Source organism: Syntrophaceticus schinkii (assembly GCF_000946815.1).
GTDB lineage: Bacteria > Bacillota > DSM-12270 > Thermacetogeniales > Thermacetogeniaceae > Syntrophaceticus > Syntrophaceticus schinkii.
This window is the reverse complement of sequence record NZ_CDRZ01000112.1, coordinates 1-15,471: the sequence shown is the minus strand read 5'-3', so window position 1 is coordinate 15,471 and position 15,471 is coordinate 1. Positions and strand designations below refer to the sequence as shown.

The following is a 15,471-nucleotide window of genomic DNA, read 5'->3' as shown; positions in this document are numbered from 1 at the left end:
TCCTGGGACGATGAAATGGTAAAAGTAATATTTCAGTAGGAAGGGTATCACTGCATTCAGTGCCTAACTGATTTGATGGTTGACTCAAAAATTCCCTCCCGGATTCTCGTTGAACGTGACGAAACCTATCACTTGATAAAAGATGTTTGTCATCAGTTGAATATTTCTTTGGAAAGAGTCGAGCAGTTGGCCACAATTCCCCATGTCAGAGAGGATATGTTCAGCAGGGACTGGTAAAGATGAGCATAAAACGAAACCCACCTTGCAAACAGGGTGGGTGTTCGGGTGGTAACCTGTACCTTTGCGAGGGGATGGGCTTTTCTCCTCGAGTTTGCTCCTCCCGTATAACCAGGGGAGGATAGCGAGTCGATTATTTTCTAGGCCAGCCGTTCTTTACTTGGTGATATATACTTTTTCCAGACTGGGCTTGAATAAGGGATCAATCTTCAAATCTTTATCATTATTTCTACCGCACTAGCTACCTCTATATCCATCACCACGAGATCGCCCTCACCATTTTTGGTGAGATACACCGGCTCACCACAGGTACGGCGGGGACCACCCCAGTAGTGTAATTGTTTCTCGCTGGCGGCCAGTCTTGATGACTCCTCCGGTACGGTATTCCATAGATTATCCTGCCTTTCTCCAGTTGCCTCTTATATCTGTTGCTAATTTTGACATTTGTTTTCATTATTTTTTTCAGTCATTAACTAGGCGGTATGGTTTCTCTCAACCTACCAACTCAACAGGCATACTGAGCTAACTAGCAAAAAAGCGCATCAACTGATGCGCTTTTTTGCTTACCCAACCAGAAAACTGCTAAAAAGTACAGATAATAACTGGGATACTCTATTTTGAGGAGTAGAAACTGTTCAGATGTCCGCGTTGGCAGCGTTTTTTCCCATTTCCATCTTTAGCTTGGCATCGACGGAGGTAGGCATTTCCGGCAGCAACATAACGGTTAGTCCCGCCAGCAAAGCACAGATACCACAGCCCACATAGATCCCAAAATAGAGATTGCCGGGGCACACAGCCTGGCAGATCGGGGCGATGATATAACCGGCCACGAACCAGGCGCCCACGTTTTGGAATGTACTCTGAATGCCGCCTACCGCTCCCAGGTTTTTGGGATTGATATTGGGTAACAGCGCCGGAATGGCCTTACCCATGGCCAGCATACCACCCAGGAACAGTCCCATGAAGAACATCAGGATCAGCGTAGGGAGGCCAAAGGGAAGGATAAAGATCAGGCACAATACGATGAACTGAGCAATGCACAGGAGCAGCATTACCGGGCGCAACTTCTTAAACCTGGCGAAAAAGGCGGGCATAAAAATAGAGCCGATGGCCACGAATAGCGCCGAGGAAGCGGAAATGCTGGAAGCCATCGCTATATTGCCGGAGCCGTAATCAGCCAGACCAGCGTTCATATAGGTCTGAGCCGTAGTTGAGCAGCCGAAAATGAAAAAGATCATCACTGAGATCAGCCATACGTTCTTGTCTTTCATTACCACTTTCATCTGCTGCAGGCTCGATTCTTCCTCGCTCCTCTCACCGTCAGGATGGTTACGGAAGAACAGCAACCAGACTACGAGGGTGGCAATAGCTGCGTAACCGCAGGCCATAAAGGCGGCAGCGGAATTAGCAAAGCTGGGACCGATCTTCAGCGCCACGCCGGCTCCTCTAGAGGCACCGCATACATACACACCCATAGCAGAACCCATGGCCCGGCCGGGGAACCATAAACGTATTATTTTGGTGGAATTGGAGTTAAGGGTAGCTAAGGCAAAACCCATCACCAAACTGGATATACAAAGAGAGATGAAGTCCGCAGCGAAAACCCGCCAAAACGCACCAACTATAAATATGATCAGACCGATGAGCATCAGTTTTTTCGTGCCATAGCGGTCGCCCAGAGACCCGCAGGGGATGCCGAACAGCACACCGGCCAGGAAGGGCATATTACATACGATACCAAATTGGGCTGGGGTAAAACCATATTCAGGCATAAAAATTGTAGCAATACCTGGAGTAATAATAACTGCAAACTGCAAAATACTTACTACTACAAACAATACCGCCAATATCAACCAACGCTGTGGGTATAATTTTTCATCCATCGTTTTTCTCCTTTCTATAAAACGATCCTCAGAGTGTCATATTACTCCGCTTTTCTGAAGCCCACAGGGAAATTATCCGACCCCGAGTATATATGCCCATCCACCACTGGGTCAGCATCAGTACCAGGGAAAATAGGTCCGGCCCTGGGGGCCGGACCATAACAGTTCTTTGAAAAACTTAACCCATCATGCAAGCGCCACCGTCGATGACAAAGTGAGCGCCTGTTACCCATGAAGCCTCGTCAGAGCACAAATATGTGGCAGCATAGGCTATATCTTCCGGCTCGCCCAGACGGCCGACGGAACAGACATTCTTGCACATCTCAGCTTGGATCACCGGGCTGTTCTTCACTTCCTGCGGGGTCATATTCGTATTGACCGGGCCGGGACAAATCACGTTCAGACGCACACCCTGAGGTGAAAATTCCCGGGTCAGGTTACGGGTCATCAGGTCCACTGCGGCCTTGAACGCACCGTAATAATAGGCGTTGGATTCCGGCTTGACGGAGGAGATGGAGGCGATATTCAGTACGGAGCATTGCTGGGGATTAGCCACCATCACCGGCAGGAAAGCCTGCATAGTCCAGCAATAAGCGCGGAAATTGGTCTCACTGACTTTTTCATAATCCTCGTCGGTATGTTCCATGAAGGGAGCATGAACCAATACCCCAGCGGAGTTAACCAGGGTAGTGATGGTGCCGTAAGTATCCAGCGTCACCTGCTTCAGGTTTTCCACATCTTCTTTCTTGCGTAGGTTGGTGGAAACAAAGATGCCCTCGCCGCCTCTCGCTTTAATGCCGTCGACAGTCTTCTGACCGCCCGTGGCGTCAAAATCCGCTGCCACTACCTTCGCACCCTCAGCGGCGAACATTTCGGCGATAGCCTTACCAATACCGGAGGCCACGCCGGTCACAACAGCGATCTTACCTTTCATTCTGTCCATATAGAATACCTCCTTAATTTGTTATTATCTATAGCTTTGCCCGCGTAAATATAACGGACAATTATTTTCCGGTAGCTGCGGAAGCTTGTTCCTGAGCCAATTTACCCTTGGGTCCAAGCTCAGGTGTAAGCACACCGCCCAGAATGCCAATGATAACGAGTATAACCGCGGCGAATGTCCACACGCCCATATAATTGGTACCGAAAATGGAAGCCGCGATGGTGGGCAAAATGAAACCGATCAGACCGACAGCGGTCTGGTTCATGCCACCGGCAGCGCCGATGTTCTCCGGTCCGAATTCACCAGTAACAGGGATCAGGGCAATACGGCCCATATTCACGCCAATGGAACCGGCCACCACAAAAGCGGCAATACCGATCATGACGTAGGTAATGGTACCTACTGGCAGCCAGTAAGCTAGGTAATAGAGGATGGCGCCGCCAACGCAGATGATAACATACGGCACATTATAGCGTCCCACCTTGGATACGATAAAACCGGCCACCACACCGCCAACCAACAGGCAGAAGTTCATGATGGTGGCGATAACACTGGCCGCGGCAGGTTCCATGCCTTTGCCGATGAATGCGGTTACTGCGTAACTGTTCAACAGAATGGCAGCACCCACAGCAAGGCCGCCGCACAACATGACTTTCCACATGGTCTTGCTTTTCAGGACCGCCTTCATATCGGTCTTTTGCATAGCAGGAGCGTTCTCAGCCTTTGGCGGCTCCTTGACGAAAATAATCCACAGGATCATCATCACGGCGTAACCCGCGGCGATAAAAGCCAGAGCTGCCTTGGTGGAGCTGAACATTGGTCCCAAAGCGAAAGCCAGCGTAGTGCCGAGTCCGGCGCCGGAGCTATAAACACCGATTGCCGCTCCCATTTCGCCTGCGGAGAAATAGGGGGCAAACAGCTTGGGAGCAATGATATTGACGGGCAGGAAGAAGGTACAGCCGAGAAAAGTAAGGAGAAACAGTATGGTATAGTTGGGGGAGAAGACACGCGCCACTCCCGCGACGGTCGCCAGGGCAAACAGGATGATCGGAATCTTACGGACACCTCTCTTATCGATCAGATTGCCCAGCCAGATGGCGAAGAAAAATGCGGGAAGATTGCTGACGCTGGAAATAGCGGACAGTTGCGCTTGGCTCATATTGAATATTTGCATTACATCGAGGGCCCGTGCTGCATAAATAACGTTAGTAAATCCAGAGAAGCACAGACCGAAAGTCATAATAAAGACCAGTACATACTTGTAGGGGCTTTTTTCCATTCACTATCACACTCGCTTTCTAAATATTTTGAATCTTAATATGTATTCTCTCACTCATGTATGAATCTGGAAAACGACAAGTATTACAGTAATCAGCTGCAGGAATAAATCCGCACTCCACAGATTGCTGGCTACACTTTCACTCCCTTTTCACTCACTTGACTAAGCTCCGTCCGCGAATACCAGCACATTATGAGGTTGGGCTGCACAGATCATGGTGAGATTGTATTTTTTGGCCATTTCCACTGCTTCCGCCGAGGGTAGAGATTTACTGATCAACACCGGGATGCGGCTGCGGATTGCTTTCACCGCCATATCAACGGGCACACGGCCGCTGGTATAGGCAACGGTGTTGCTCAGGTCCACGCCGCCCATCAAAGCCATGCCTATCACCTTGTCCAAAGCATTATGGCGGCCAATATCCTCGCAAAAATAGCGTTCTACACCGCATACGCTCAACGTACAGCTATGGACGGAACGGCTATGGGCACTGACATAGACTTCGGCATGATGGAATTCGTCCGCCAGAGCGAACACCTCCTGCATTTGCCACTCATGCCGTGGCAAAGGACGCAATTCCCTCCCTTTCTCCCGGCGGGTGACCCACAGCCATTTGTTGGCACTGGCAGCGCTCAGCACCTGTTCTACACGCGGCCACGCTAATTCAGAATCAGAGCCTTCCCGGAGCTGGATATCCGCCCGTCGACCGTCGGCGCTGATATCGATACGCACGATCTCATCCGGGGATGCAATAACACCCTCACTGTAGAAATAACCCAAAAGCAAATAACCAAGATGGGATGGGCTGCAGATAATCTTCAACGTCAACCGGTCCCCAATATACACCAACAAGCATTTTTCCGCCGCCACCTGCTTGGATATGATCTCCCGCTCCCCGTCACAAGAAAGCGATAGCGTCTCCAGTGTGGAATAGCTGGCGGCGATCTCCGTTCGGTCAGTTATTCTAATCACTTCGTTACAGCGGAACGCTTCGGCAGCTTGCCCAGCTTTTCCAATTCATCGGCGATATCCTTGAGGCCGTATTTTTCCCAGGTTTCCCGGTACGGCCAGCCTATCTTTCTGTCCCAGCCACGGCTATCGTAATACATATCTACCAGATCGTTCCAGTCATCCCAGTCTACGGTCTCGCCGTAGGGGTCCGGATACTGCATGGTGGGGAAAATGGCATTGACCTCCATGTCCCGGTCGCGCCCGTGATTGCGCATCAAGATAGCCCTAAATAAGAGATGGGAACGCTCCGCCGCATCATTCAGTCCTGCTCGGAAAGAGAATAACCGGTAGCCGCCTCGAACATCTGTACCTCCATATCCGTCCAGAACAAATTGACGCTCTGCCATTCACAGCAGGTGACAGAATCCTTCAATTCCGCCTTATTCTCATTCATGATTATGCCGTCGATCAGTACCTGGCTGTGGCAGGGATCGTCTTTTATCTTGAGATAATTCTGGTAGGTGTCATGATAATGAGCAACGGTATTAGTATCACGAGTGGATGTCATCAGCATCAGTGAGCTAGCCAGCCAGCCGGATTTGTTGATGGTACCCTCGAAACCACGGCCCTGCCAATGGTAAGAATGCCCCCAGGCAGTCTCCAGGCTGATAGGGATATCAAGCCTCAATCCAGGCACCACTTGGGAATAGCGGCCATGGTAGATGGTGTCGCCGAATTTTTCTTTGCCCAGGATACGGATAGCACGGGCCATGCCTTCCGCCAGGATATTGCCATAATATCCCTTTCGGTAGGTAATGATATCCAGCATGTGTTTGACGAATTCCTCAGACTCCACGTCGATCTCCATGCCGAAATCGACATCATCGAATACACCCTCTTTTTTACCCATAGCCAGCCAAGGAAAAAGCCATACGATCACATCCCATTTATCTATGCCGTACTCGTTGCACATATCCATCATCACTGAGCCCTTGTCCAGATCGGGCTTCCAGAAATCCACCTTGTCACCGCGCACTTGTTTAAAAAGATCCTGGAAATGGGGATCACTGGGATCCGGCTCCGGCATCTCCATGCTCAACATCTTGCAGGGTAAGAAATGGTTCTGCTTCGTCTCCCAGTTCTGGATGGGCAGCCAACTGCAGTCCTCCTGGAAACCGAAGGCGAAAATGCTGACGCATTTTTCCACATGATTGACTCGTTCTTCTTTAAATGCCGATTTCATATCGATCATCAATCTGTTACAATGCTGGTTGCAGCCATGACTGCAGGCCACCTGACCCCGGGTCCAGTTCACTTCCATAGTGTTGCCGTCCATTCCATGGGAGCTCTCCTGTACCAGCGGACTGGGACACATATAAGGATCGCCCATTTTCCGCCGCAGTTCCAGCACCTTTGGAATATCGTAAGGGATGACCACGCCCGTACCTTTGCAGGTAATAGCCTTTAAGTTCTTGGAGCCGAATACCGCTCCGAAACCAGCCTTAGCCGCTACATTGTCATTGCTGGTAGTGACGCTGGCGTTGCGCATCAAATTTTCACCCGCCGGACCGATGACCATGCTCTTGGTCTTAGATCCATGCCATTCTTCCAGTTTAGCTTGGGTATCATGGACTTTTTTGCCCCACAAATTACGAGCGGAACGGAATGTAATTTTATCGTCCTCGATGCAGATATAAGTGAGCTCCGAGGCACGGCCTTCCAGGATAAAACCGTCGTAGCCGGCAAATTTCAACTCCGCGCCGAACCAGCCACCAATACCACTCCAGGCATATTGCTCCGGCAGGTTATTGGCTGCGATACCGGTAAATACGGTACGGCCACCAGTAGGGATACCGGTAGCAGTGGTGGGACCGGTCATATAGATTAGCTTGTTCTCCAGATCGAAGGCTTTGACGCCCGGTTTAACTTCGTCCCAGAAAATCTTATTGCAGATACAACGACCGCCGATATATTTAGGCACATATTTGCTGGTGGGGATGATCTCCACACTTTTGTCTGTAAGATTAATGCGGGCGATTTTACCTACATAGCCATATAATTTCACATCATTTCCCATGGTGATCCTCCATTCTATTAATAATCCCAGCGGCGTCCAGGGGTATCTGTTGCGACTCCTCACTCAACCCGATACAGCGGACAGGGCAAAATTCCACGCAGGCCGGCCCTTCCGGACGAGTGCGGCATAGATCGCATTTCTTGGCTTTACGCTTGCTCTTGTCGCGGCTTTTGACCATGTTGATTGCGGAAGGTTTCAGGCGGCAGGCTTTACTGCACAGTCCGCAGCCAGTACACTCGTCTTCCACTATGTAGACGATATTGTTCTCGTCTATGCACATTGCTTTATCCTTTTTCGGGCAGGCATCATAACAAGGGTGGTCATTACAATGCAAGCAGGCTCGTATCCGATGCACCATGGTGGAGGTACCGCGGTCCACATAGATCCTGTTATAACTTGGACTGACTACTCCGTCATGCACCAGACTGCATACGATCTCACAGGAGGTGCAACCGGAACAGAAGGAGTATTCCGGCGCGTACTGTACCACATGGTTGCCATATAATTCCTTTCTGCTGTTACTTTTATCCATAGACTATTGCCCCTTTTCATTAATATTATATATGGACATATAAATATTACTTCTCGATCGAAGTATATATTTATAACTTTCTCATGTCAATACCCAACTTCCGCATTTTGTTTATTTGCGAAAAATGTCATAGCATAACTCATCAGGGAAAATGATAAAAAGATATAATGGGAGGGTAAAAACAGAAATGAACAAAAAAAGACAGAAGAATATTTATCATAAGAAAAATAACAGAAGGGATTTTTCTAAATAAGCAGGTAGCAGAGCTTTTCAACCCCAGTGTCAGACAAATACAGCGGATGAAAGCGGAGGTGGCTATTCCTTACGCATTTCCTGCACCACTTCCAAAAACAACTGCAAAGCCGGATTCTGGCTGTCGCGAAGGTAGGCCAAGGCCAGATCGGCATAAGGAGCCATGCCATCCAAATCTAGCACCACGAAACGGGAATTGCTGGTATCAGTCAGATAATAAGGCAAGGCACCCACACCAAGACCGGAACTGGCCAAAATGAGGATATCGTCGAAATCATCCACCTCAATAAGCTGAGACGTGTCAATACCGCTCATCAGCCATTCCTGACTGACCCTGTCAGAGGTATTGCGAAAACGGGTCAATTGCAGAACGAATATCTTTTCGCCGGCCAGGTCCTTTGGGTTGAGCTTCTGCTTATCGGCCAGCGGATGATCGGCACTCACCACAAAACGCAGTGGCCGCCGGACCAGCGGTATAACGTCGATATCCGGATCTGCCTGCAACTCATATGGCAGGCATACCGCCACGTCTAGCTCCAGATCCCGAAAGCCATCTGGCTCATTGACTTCGGTTTCCGTAACGGTCTCCACCAGGATATTGGGGTATTTTCTGTGAAAAGCCTTGATATAATCGATGATACAAATCGCATCAGGGAAATTACTGGCGCCCACTAGAAGACGGCCGTCATAACCCAGAGAAATATTATAGGATTCTGCTACCGCCTGCTCGTATTCCTCCAGCATCCGCTTGGCGTGGACCAGAAAATGTGCGCCGGCCTCAGTCAAAACCACATTGCGGCTATTGCGGGAAAACAACTTGAAGTTCAATTTTTCTTCCAGCTTGGAAATATGGATGCTCATGGCGGTCTGGGTCACCGAACATTCCTTGGCCGCCTTGGTAAAACTCCGATGCCTGGCCAAGCTAATAAAATATCTGAAACTTTTAATATCCATACTTGCCTCCGTTTAATGACATTAGTTAATATAATCAATGATACCATAATATATTTTTATTGACAAGGAGCATGGTAAATATCCCCAGGTGAGTAATGAAATGCCCATGAAAAAACGGATCGACTCTATTATTATTATTATTAATTTGACATAAGGCATAGATTTGCCTTCCATTTTTACAAATTAATGATGGTTTGGCTTCACGCATTTTCCTGCAATAACCCCCTCCCTCCCTACCCCTGTTAAAAAAATGACAAAAATTATTGCTTGCCGGCATGAATGTGACACTACACTGTCATAGCAGTTTGCTATCACAACGGAATTATCTCGTCATACTGCTCTCTTTCTTTTTTAGTGTTAACAATAAACTGAAGGTCACTGGCATTAATGATGTTACTATCTGACATAATTATCGCTTTCTCTATACAATTCCTTAATTCCCGCACATTGCCGGACCAGTAATAACTTTTTAATATCTTTAACGCGGAATTGGAAAACCCACTAACGTTCTTGCCTATTCTACGTGTCAAATCCATTAAAAGATGTGTTGCAAGTAGATTTATGTCATCTACCCTTTCCGCAGAGGAGGAATTTCTATATTAAAAACATTTAAACGGTAAAAAAGGTCGGACCTGAATTTATTTTGCTCTACAAGTTTATATAGATCTCTGTTTGTAGCAGATATAATCCTAACATCAACATATATAGGTTTGACCCCTCCGATCCGGTACATCTCTCCTTCCTCCAAAACTCGCAAAATCTTAGCTTGAAGCGGCAAGCTCATTTCGCCTATTTCATCTAGAAATATTGTCCCATCATCTGCAAGCTCAAACATCCCAACTTTGTTTTTCTCTGCACCAGTAAAAGAACCCTTTTCAAAGCCGAAAAACTCGCTCTCCAAAAGATTATCAGGAATCGAAGCACAGTTTAATTTGATAAACGGCTTTTTTGCTCTACTACTGCAGTTATGGATTGAATGAGCAAAAAGCTCCTTTCCAGTACCAGTCTCTCCTATTATCAGCACTGTGGAGTCTGTCTTAGAGGCACGTTTGGCTTTTTTTATACTTTGCATGAACAAAGGACTATCGCCTACAAGATTATCGAAACTGTATTTAGCTAATGCTACCTTGGATAATTTGCTATTCAATAATTTAATGGTCCGCTTACTTTGATCAAGTTTCCTGCTAAGGCTGACAGGACACACGGCATTGATACGTATCTTGTCAGAGGCGTATTCAGCAGTAGCCGCTCTGGTCAGACCGACCACTACAAAATTTGCTGCACAATAAGCAGACATAGTATGGAATCCCTTCAGACTGGCTATTGAGGCGGTATTGATGATAACTCCTCCACCGCTTTCTTCATATAAGCGATTTCCGCTTTCATACATAGGAATACGCCTTATAAATCAACAGCCATAGCTGTAGCAAGGGGACATTCTTTTTGCTTCCTTCTTTATCGTTTCTTTGGAATTTTATCTATATTCTCAATATATAAAGATATCTCACCACATTTAGGGCAGATTGCAACTTTAGGTTTTTCTATTCTGTTTGCAAAAATACCAGTACCTGCAGCGATCGTAATACCGTATCCTGCGCTATCAACCTTAACATCAAGCCCCTCAACCATTTTACACTGACACTGACGACAAATTCTCATGGAATATGACCCCCCAATATATAGATTTTCATCAGATCCCTCTCTATAAACCTACTATATAAAGCATAGGCTGCATTATTCATGATACCATGCATTTCCACATCATCTTAGGTTCGGTTTTTTTAACAATGGAGTCCTATTTAAATCATTGCGGTTTTTCCGGTTTTGGTGATCTGAGCTGTTACTCTATTTCCCTGTTTTCTTGCAAGAACGACACCCTTTACAGCCAGCGATCGGCTCTGCATCAAGCTGAAAGATTTCTGTTGCTATTCCATTTTTGTTTAATGCCTTCTCAACTTCCCTTAATGCCGTATAGGTACATCCTTCTTTATGTGCGCTTCCGTTCACCAACAATACCTTCATTTCTATTACCCCCATGTTTTTTGTATTGTTTTCTATAATATTTTAACACTTAAAGTTTTTCTCTGAAATCTAGTAGAAAGTAACCGCGCAGTTGGATTAAAATAAAATGTGAACTAACCATCTAAATAATAGGAGGTGGTAGTATGGATATAAGAGATGAGAAAGACAAACTAGAGAAACGCAAAATAGAAGAATATAAAAAAACAATCCAATGATTAATTTGGGTGATTCAATAAATCGTTCAACTATTTGGAACTTTGGTGAGTTAACGAAAGGAAGCTGCCTTACCAGGATTATCGCTTCACTAATAATTATTGGAATACCGTTTATTCTTTTTCTTTTTATTAATTAAGGAAATATACGAAACCGGACTGCTTACCCGTATAGCCTAATTATATATGGAGTGATTTACACGCGGAGTACGAGAATTAAAGCAATTAACTAAGCCGGCACCGTTGGTCACGAGCAAGCTCGTGGAGAAAGGCCACTCCCCTCGTAAAGGTACCGGTTACCACCCGACTTTTGTCTGAATGATCGAATTGTGCAATTCTTTGCTTTTATAGCCCTTTTAATGGCTTAATACTTCATTAAATCATCTATAATAGCTTTTTCAAATGATGAATAACATGGGTACATTTCCTCAAATGTTTTGTGCAATTGATGCCATCGCAGATGAAATACATTGTCTTTGATATTATGTCTGCTCTCTATTATTTCGGTAGATGCTGTAATTTCAGAATAGGCTGTGGAACCTAGCCAGATCGAGGCCGTAAAAAAATCGCTGCTAAAAAGGGGCTGCCGTATCAGACTTTGATCCGTTTATGGATTGCAGAAAAAATCAGGAATGAATTTATGTAAGGAACAAACCGGCCTGACTTTTTCCTGGAATGTTTTTCTTTCTCCTACCAAACAGTCCATAACAAGGTGCGCAGTTAAGTCTCCGTTTACTTTGATTTGCCATCTGAGGCCAGTGTTGTTGCAAAGGTACCGGTTACCTAGGTTAAGCATCCCTATCTTCTTCTTAATACCCCAACCCGTTTTCTCCAATAATTTGGCTTTCTATTAACCTGCATAACAGCAATTATAATGAATTCATCATTATCTTCTAAGAGTTGATAAATGATGCCAAACGGGAAACGTTTGGTTAAACATCTTCGTGTGTTTTCGGAAAACTTAGACCAAGCGGTAGGAAATTGGATTATGCGCTGTATTGTAGAATAGATTTCATTGACAAATTCCAAACCAAGACCTGTACTGCATGATTCATAATAGTCTATGGCGTCTAGGAACTCGTTTTTTGCTTTTGGATTGAAAAGAGTACTTCATCAGCCATACTTCTCTTTGATTTCGTTGAAAACTTCATTGCCAGGAATAACCTTGACATTATCTGTTTTTATCTCACTGATTCTTTCTTCTGCTGCTTTTATCCACTCATCATCTACGTCTTTTTGTAAGGGCTGCATGCTTGCAAGTAATTTTTCAACCAATGTAGTTTTAACATCTATTGGTAGAGATTCAATCATTGTAAGCAGATCATTTGTTTTGGAACTCATAATGTCACCTCTCTTGTAATCTCCTTTATGAATTCTTCTTTCTCATTATACCATAGTGTAAACCGGCGAAAATCTCGAAAAGGTACCCGCAGTACCGCCACGAGGAAGGTTAGACACTTTATAACAAGTTTCCTCTGTTACTAAATTCGACATTAGTTTCCAATAACCTTCCAGTCATAAACCTATGTAACACCTTGCTTGTAACCTACCGAAACCAAATTGTGGCCTCTACAGAATTACAGAAATACGCCCATGTGCGATCACTGTTTCTTTGCTCCATATGCTATTAGGCCACCCACAATAATACCGATAACAAGCCCTGGCACACCAAGAAACACCAGGCCGATAATAGGTATCGTAATTATCCCTGTAAGCAGGCAGCCTATGTTTTGCATTTTCTTCCCTGCTTCTTCCATCTTGCTTCCAAGCGCTGTGAACCCAAGTACGGCGGGGACCCCCCCAGTGGTGTAATTGTTTCTCGCTGGCGGCTAGTCTTGATGACTCCTCCGGTCCGATGCCCTGAATAAATCACTGTATTTTTTACGTGTTTCGCGTTAACGAAAGGGGAACCCCCGAAAGGGTTCCCCATCATCTACCAATATTCCCGGGTAACTATTACAGTGGATTGCCTTTAAACCATTTTTCCAGTCCGCTGCTCACAACCGTTGTGCCGCCGAATATTGTTGCACCTGTAAATTCTCGATCTATATAAAAATCCTGTACTTGCTGGATAGGTACTGCATGATTTCCCTGTACCAGCAGCAAACCGCTGTGATTCTTGGCTGCCAGGACACCTCCGGCAATGGCATCCGGAAAGTTTAAACCTGTGGAGATATAAACGTGTTTTGTGCTTTCCGGCATGAATTCCTTCGCCATCTCCAGCGCGGTCAAGTAACGGTCATTCCCATATACCCGCTTGGGATGAGGTAGCTGATTAAACACGCTCTCACTCACAACTGCCGGCCCACCGCAGACAACCGTATTATTTATCCCTAAATCTACTATGGCATTTTTCGTAGCCTGTGGCAAATAGTTTGTTTCTGAAAGGAGAATGGGTTGCCCCTTCATAGCAGCATAACTGCTGGCAGCCAAAGCATCAGCAAAGTTGGTGCCTACAGCTATAAAGACGGTGTCAAATACGGCGCCCTTTTTCATGCGGTCAGCTATACAAGAGGCAGTTTCGTAGCGGTCTCTCCCCTCAATGCGCTCTACAGTAAGGCCAAGGCGTTCAAGTTCTCTCTTGACATTATCGGAGATGGCGCCAGGTCCTCCCAAGAGGATAACCCTCTGTGCTTTCAGGCGTGTTATCTCTGCCGTGGTCGCCGGTATGGTGCTATTAGTATGGGTTAGGAGAATCGGTGCACCCAGTTGATAAGCAAGAGGCACCCCCGCTAGAGCATCAGCATAATCATCGCCCCTTGCCAAAATCACAGTGTCGGCGGTCGTCCATCCATCCTGGCTCACCTTTACTGCGGTTTCGTATCGGTCGCCCCCTGCGATGCGCTTGACGTTAGCATTGGTGGAAGGGACCCATTTTGCGTAAAGTGTCATATTACCAGTAACGACATCTGTCCTGAAATTCCAAGGGTTTATACATTCAGCTTCCGTATACCAGCCACCGAATGCATATCCGGATCTAGTAGGTACTGTTGGAGCTGTTATTGTTGAATTTTGAGCGACGGATATACTTGATACACTTGAACCTCCCTGTGAGTTAAAATTAACAGTTGCGTAGCTAATGGAGGGTGTAAAATCGAGAACAATTCCATATGGTTCATTGACAAATATGTATTTGTATTTAGTCCCTTGACATACAACTATATAATATGTGCCGGCAGGTATATCGGCGCTTAAATATCTAATAGTATCTGGATACGAACCAACTAGTATAGCTGCATGAATGATATTCCCTTGCGAATCCATTAAACCAATTATTAGCTGATCTTCCAAACCGCGTCCAAAGTAATCTCCTAACCAGCCACCACCTAATGTAACTTTACCACTGCTGTTAACAGTAAATCGATAATGATCAAGATCATAATAGTAATTAGTGATCGTCCCATAAATATAGTATCTATGTTCTCCATAATAATTGTTGCTCAGTACATTTGCTTGATTTATTGTATTATTTGGTTCTATTTCATATATATTTACAATAGGTTTTGCATCAGATGCTAAAGCCGGGGAAGCTAAAAAACCAACGCTTAAAATTGTAATTGCTAAAAAACAAAAAACAATTTTAAACACACGTTTCATGATTCTCACCTCCTTTCTTTTAAGGTAGTTATTCGGAAATTCATGAGAATCTCCACACTGCTTTGCAGTTTGGAGCATCAATAAGAATCCTCCTATTGACAATGCTGCCTGTTCTCCATGAAATATATTAGCAAACTACTATGACAGCAGAGTGTCACGGCATGCCGGTTAGAAACACTTTTGTCTGTTTTTTAACCAAGTAGCGCAAATTATTGATTGTTATCCCTGTTTAGTAAACACCCGAATCACCGGCACGTTTTTTATCGAAAAAACAGAATAATACCAGCCTAAGTCCGATTAAAATTCCGTTATTTCGGAAAAACCAGACGGAAAAATGTTAATAGGTTTCGTTCGGGTGCAAAACAAAGGAATCACCTGTTATTTGTCGAAATAGAAGTGGCACCCCTTTTATGAGTATTATTTGGATTAGGGAATCACTTACTGGGTGAACAGTATGCCCTGGGAGCTTACCTCGGTCCTGAAGGATTGAAATCCATTTTGGATATGATGGAGGGCCCGGATAGTCACTCTA

14 protein-coding genes and 2 pseudogenes are annotated in these 15,471 nt (G+C 45.6%); 1 reads left to right on the top strand and 15 read right to left on the bottom strand.

Annotated features, from left to right (window positions below):
• Positions 1 to 54: 54 nt before the first annotated feature.
• Positions 55 to 237, top strand: coding sequence for a DUF6930 domain-containing protein (locus tag SSCH_RS18190; protein ID WP_408645700.1), 183 nt, complete (start codon positions 55 to 57; stop codon positions 235 to 237).
• A 635-nt stretch (positions 238 to 872) separates the two neighbouring features.
• Here SSCH_RS18190 and SSCH_RS05845 read toward each other — a convergent pair.
• The 15 genes and pseudogenes from SSCH_RS05845 to SSCH_RS16345 all read right to left on the bottom strand — a co-directional run bounded on the left by SSCH_RS05845 (position 873) and on the right by SSCH_RS16345 (position 14,939).
• Positions 873 to 2,120 carry an MFS transporter gene (locus SSCH_RS05845; protein WP_044664651.1) on the bottom strand — a complete coding sequence of 416 codons (1,248 nt, stop codon included), beginning with the start codon at positions 2,118 to 2,120 and terminating at the stop codon, positions 873 to 875.
• Positions 2,121 to 2,298: 178 nt separating this feature from the next.
• Positions 2,299 to 3,063, bottom strand: a complete 765-nt coding sequence (locus tag SSCH_RS05840) for an SDR family NAD(P)-dependent oxidoreductase (protein WP_044664650.1) — start codon at positions 3,061 to 3,063, stop codon at positions 2,299 to 2,301.
• A gap of 61 nt (positions 3,064 to 3,124) precedes the next feature.
• The gene (locus SSCH_RS05835) at positions 3,125 to 4,342 is read right to left on the bottom strand and encodes an MFS transporter (protein WP_044664649.1); all 1,218 of its coding nucleotides are present in this window, start codon (positions 4,340 to 4,342) and stop codon (positions 3,125 to 3,127) included.
• Between the two features lie 162 nt (positions 4,343 to 4,504).
• Positions 4,505 to 5,212 (bottom strand): formate dehydrogenase accessory sulfurtransferase FdhD, encoded by a 708-nt coding sequence (locus SSCH_RS16360; RefSeq protein WP_232294249.1) that lies wholly within the window; start codon positions 5,210 to 5,212, stop codon positions 4,505 to 4,507.
• Positions 5,213 to 5,310: 98 nt separating this feature from the next.
• Positions 5,311 to 7,370 (bottom strand): annotated as a pseudogene (locus tag SSCH_RS16355) (aldehyde ferredoxin oxidoreductase N-terminal domain-containing protein).
• The gene (locus SSCH_RS05815; RefSeq protein ID WP_044664647.1) at positions 7,360 to 7,902 is read right to left on the bottom strand and encodes a 4Fe-4S dicluster domain-containing protein; all 543 of its coding nucleotides are present in this window, start codon (positions 7,900 to 7,902) and stop codon (positions 7,360 to 7,362) included. Before SSCH_RS05815 ends, SSCH_RS16355 begins: the two are co-directional and overlap by 11 nt.
• Positions 7,903 to 8,217: 315 nt before the next feature.
• Positions 8,218 to 9,108: a LysR family transcriptional regulator gene (locus SSCH_RS05810; RefSeq protein ID WP_044664646.1), complete on the bottom strand. Its 891-nt coding sequence runs from the start codon at positions 9,106 to 9,108 to the stop codon at positions 8,218 to 8,220.
• A 311-nt stretch (positions 9,109 to 9,419) separates the two neighbouring features.
• On the bottom strand, positions 9,420 to 9,644 hold the full coding sequence (locus SSCH_RS22335) for an AAA-type ATPase lid domain-containing protein (protein WP_052835371.1): 225 nt from the start codon (positions 9,642 to 9,644) through the stop codon (positions 9,420 to 9,422).
• A 32-nt stretch (positions 9,645 to 9,676) separates the two neighbouring features.
• The gene (locus tag SSCH_RS05805) at positions 9,677 to 10,498 is read right to left on the bottom strand and encodes an SDR family NAD(P)-dependent oxidoreductase (protein ID WP_052835370.1); all 822 of its coding nucleotides are present in this window, start codon (positions 10,496 to 10,498) and stop codon (positions 9,677 to 9,679) included.
• Between the two features lie 65 nt (positions 10,499 to 10,563).
• On the bottom strand, positions 10,564 to 10,767 hold the full coding sequence (locus SSCH_RS05800; protein ID WP_044664645.1) for a hypothetical protein: 204 nt from the start codon (positions 10,765 to 10,767) through the stop codon (positions 10,564 to 10,566).
• A gap of 186 nt (positions 10,768 to 10,953) precedes the next feature.
• Entirely contained in the window at positions 10,954 to 11,130 is a 177-nt protein-coding gene (locus tag SSCH_RS17435; protein ID WP_084710963.1) for a flavodoxin family protein, read from the bottom strand.
• A gap of 1,010 nt (positions 11,131 to 12,140) precedes the next feature.
• A pseudogene (locus SSCH_RS21775) lies at positions 12,141 to 12,431 on the bottom strand (type II toxin-antitoxin system RelE/ParE family toxin); the annotation flags it as partial.
• A gap of 24 nt (positions 12,432 to 12,455) precedes the next feature.
• Positions 12,456 to 12,683: an addiction module protein gene (locus SSCH_RS05790; protein WP_044664643.1), complete on the bottom strand. Its 228-nt coding sequence runs from the start codon at positions 12,681 to 12,683 to the stop codon at positions 12,456 to 12,458.
• Between the two features lie 260 nt (positions 12,684 to 12,943).
• Positions 12,944 to 13,078 carry a hypothetical protein gene (locus SSCH_RS20830; RefSeq protein WP_269746127.1) on the bottom strand — a complete coding sequence of 45 codons (135 nt, stop codon included), beginning with the start codon at positions 13,076 to 13,078 and terminating at the stop codon, positions 12,944 to 12,946.
• Positions 13,079 to 13,298: 220 nt separating this feature from the next.
• Complete coding sequence (locus SSCH_RS16345; protein WP_198142197.1) at positions 13,299 to 14,939, bottom strand: cell wall-binding repeat-containing protein; 1,641 nt, start codon at positions 14,937 to 14,939, stop codon at positions 13,299 to 13,301.
• Between the last annotated feature and the right edge of the window lie 532 nt (positions 14,940 to 15,471).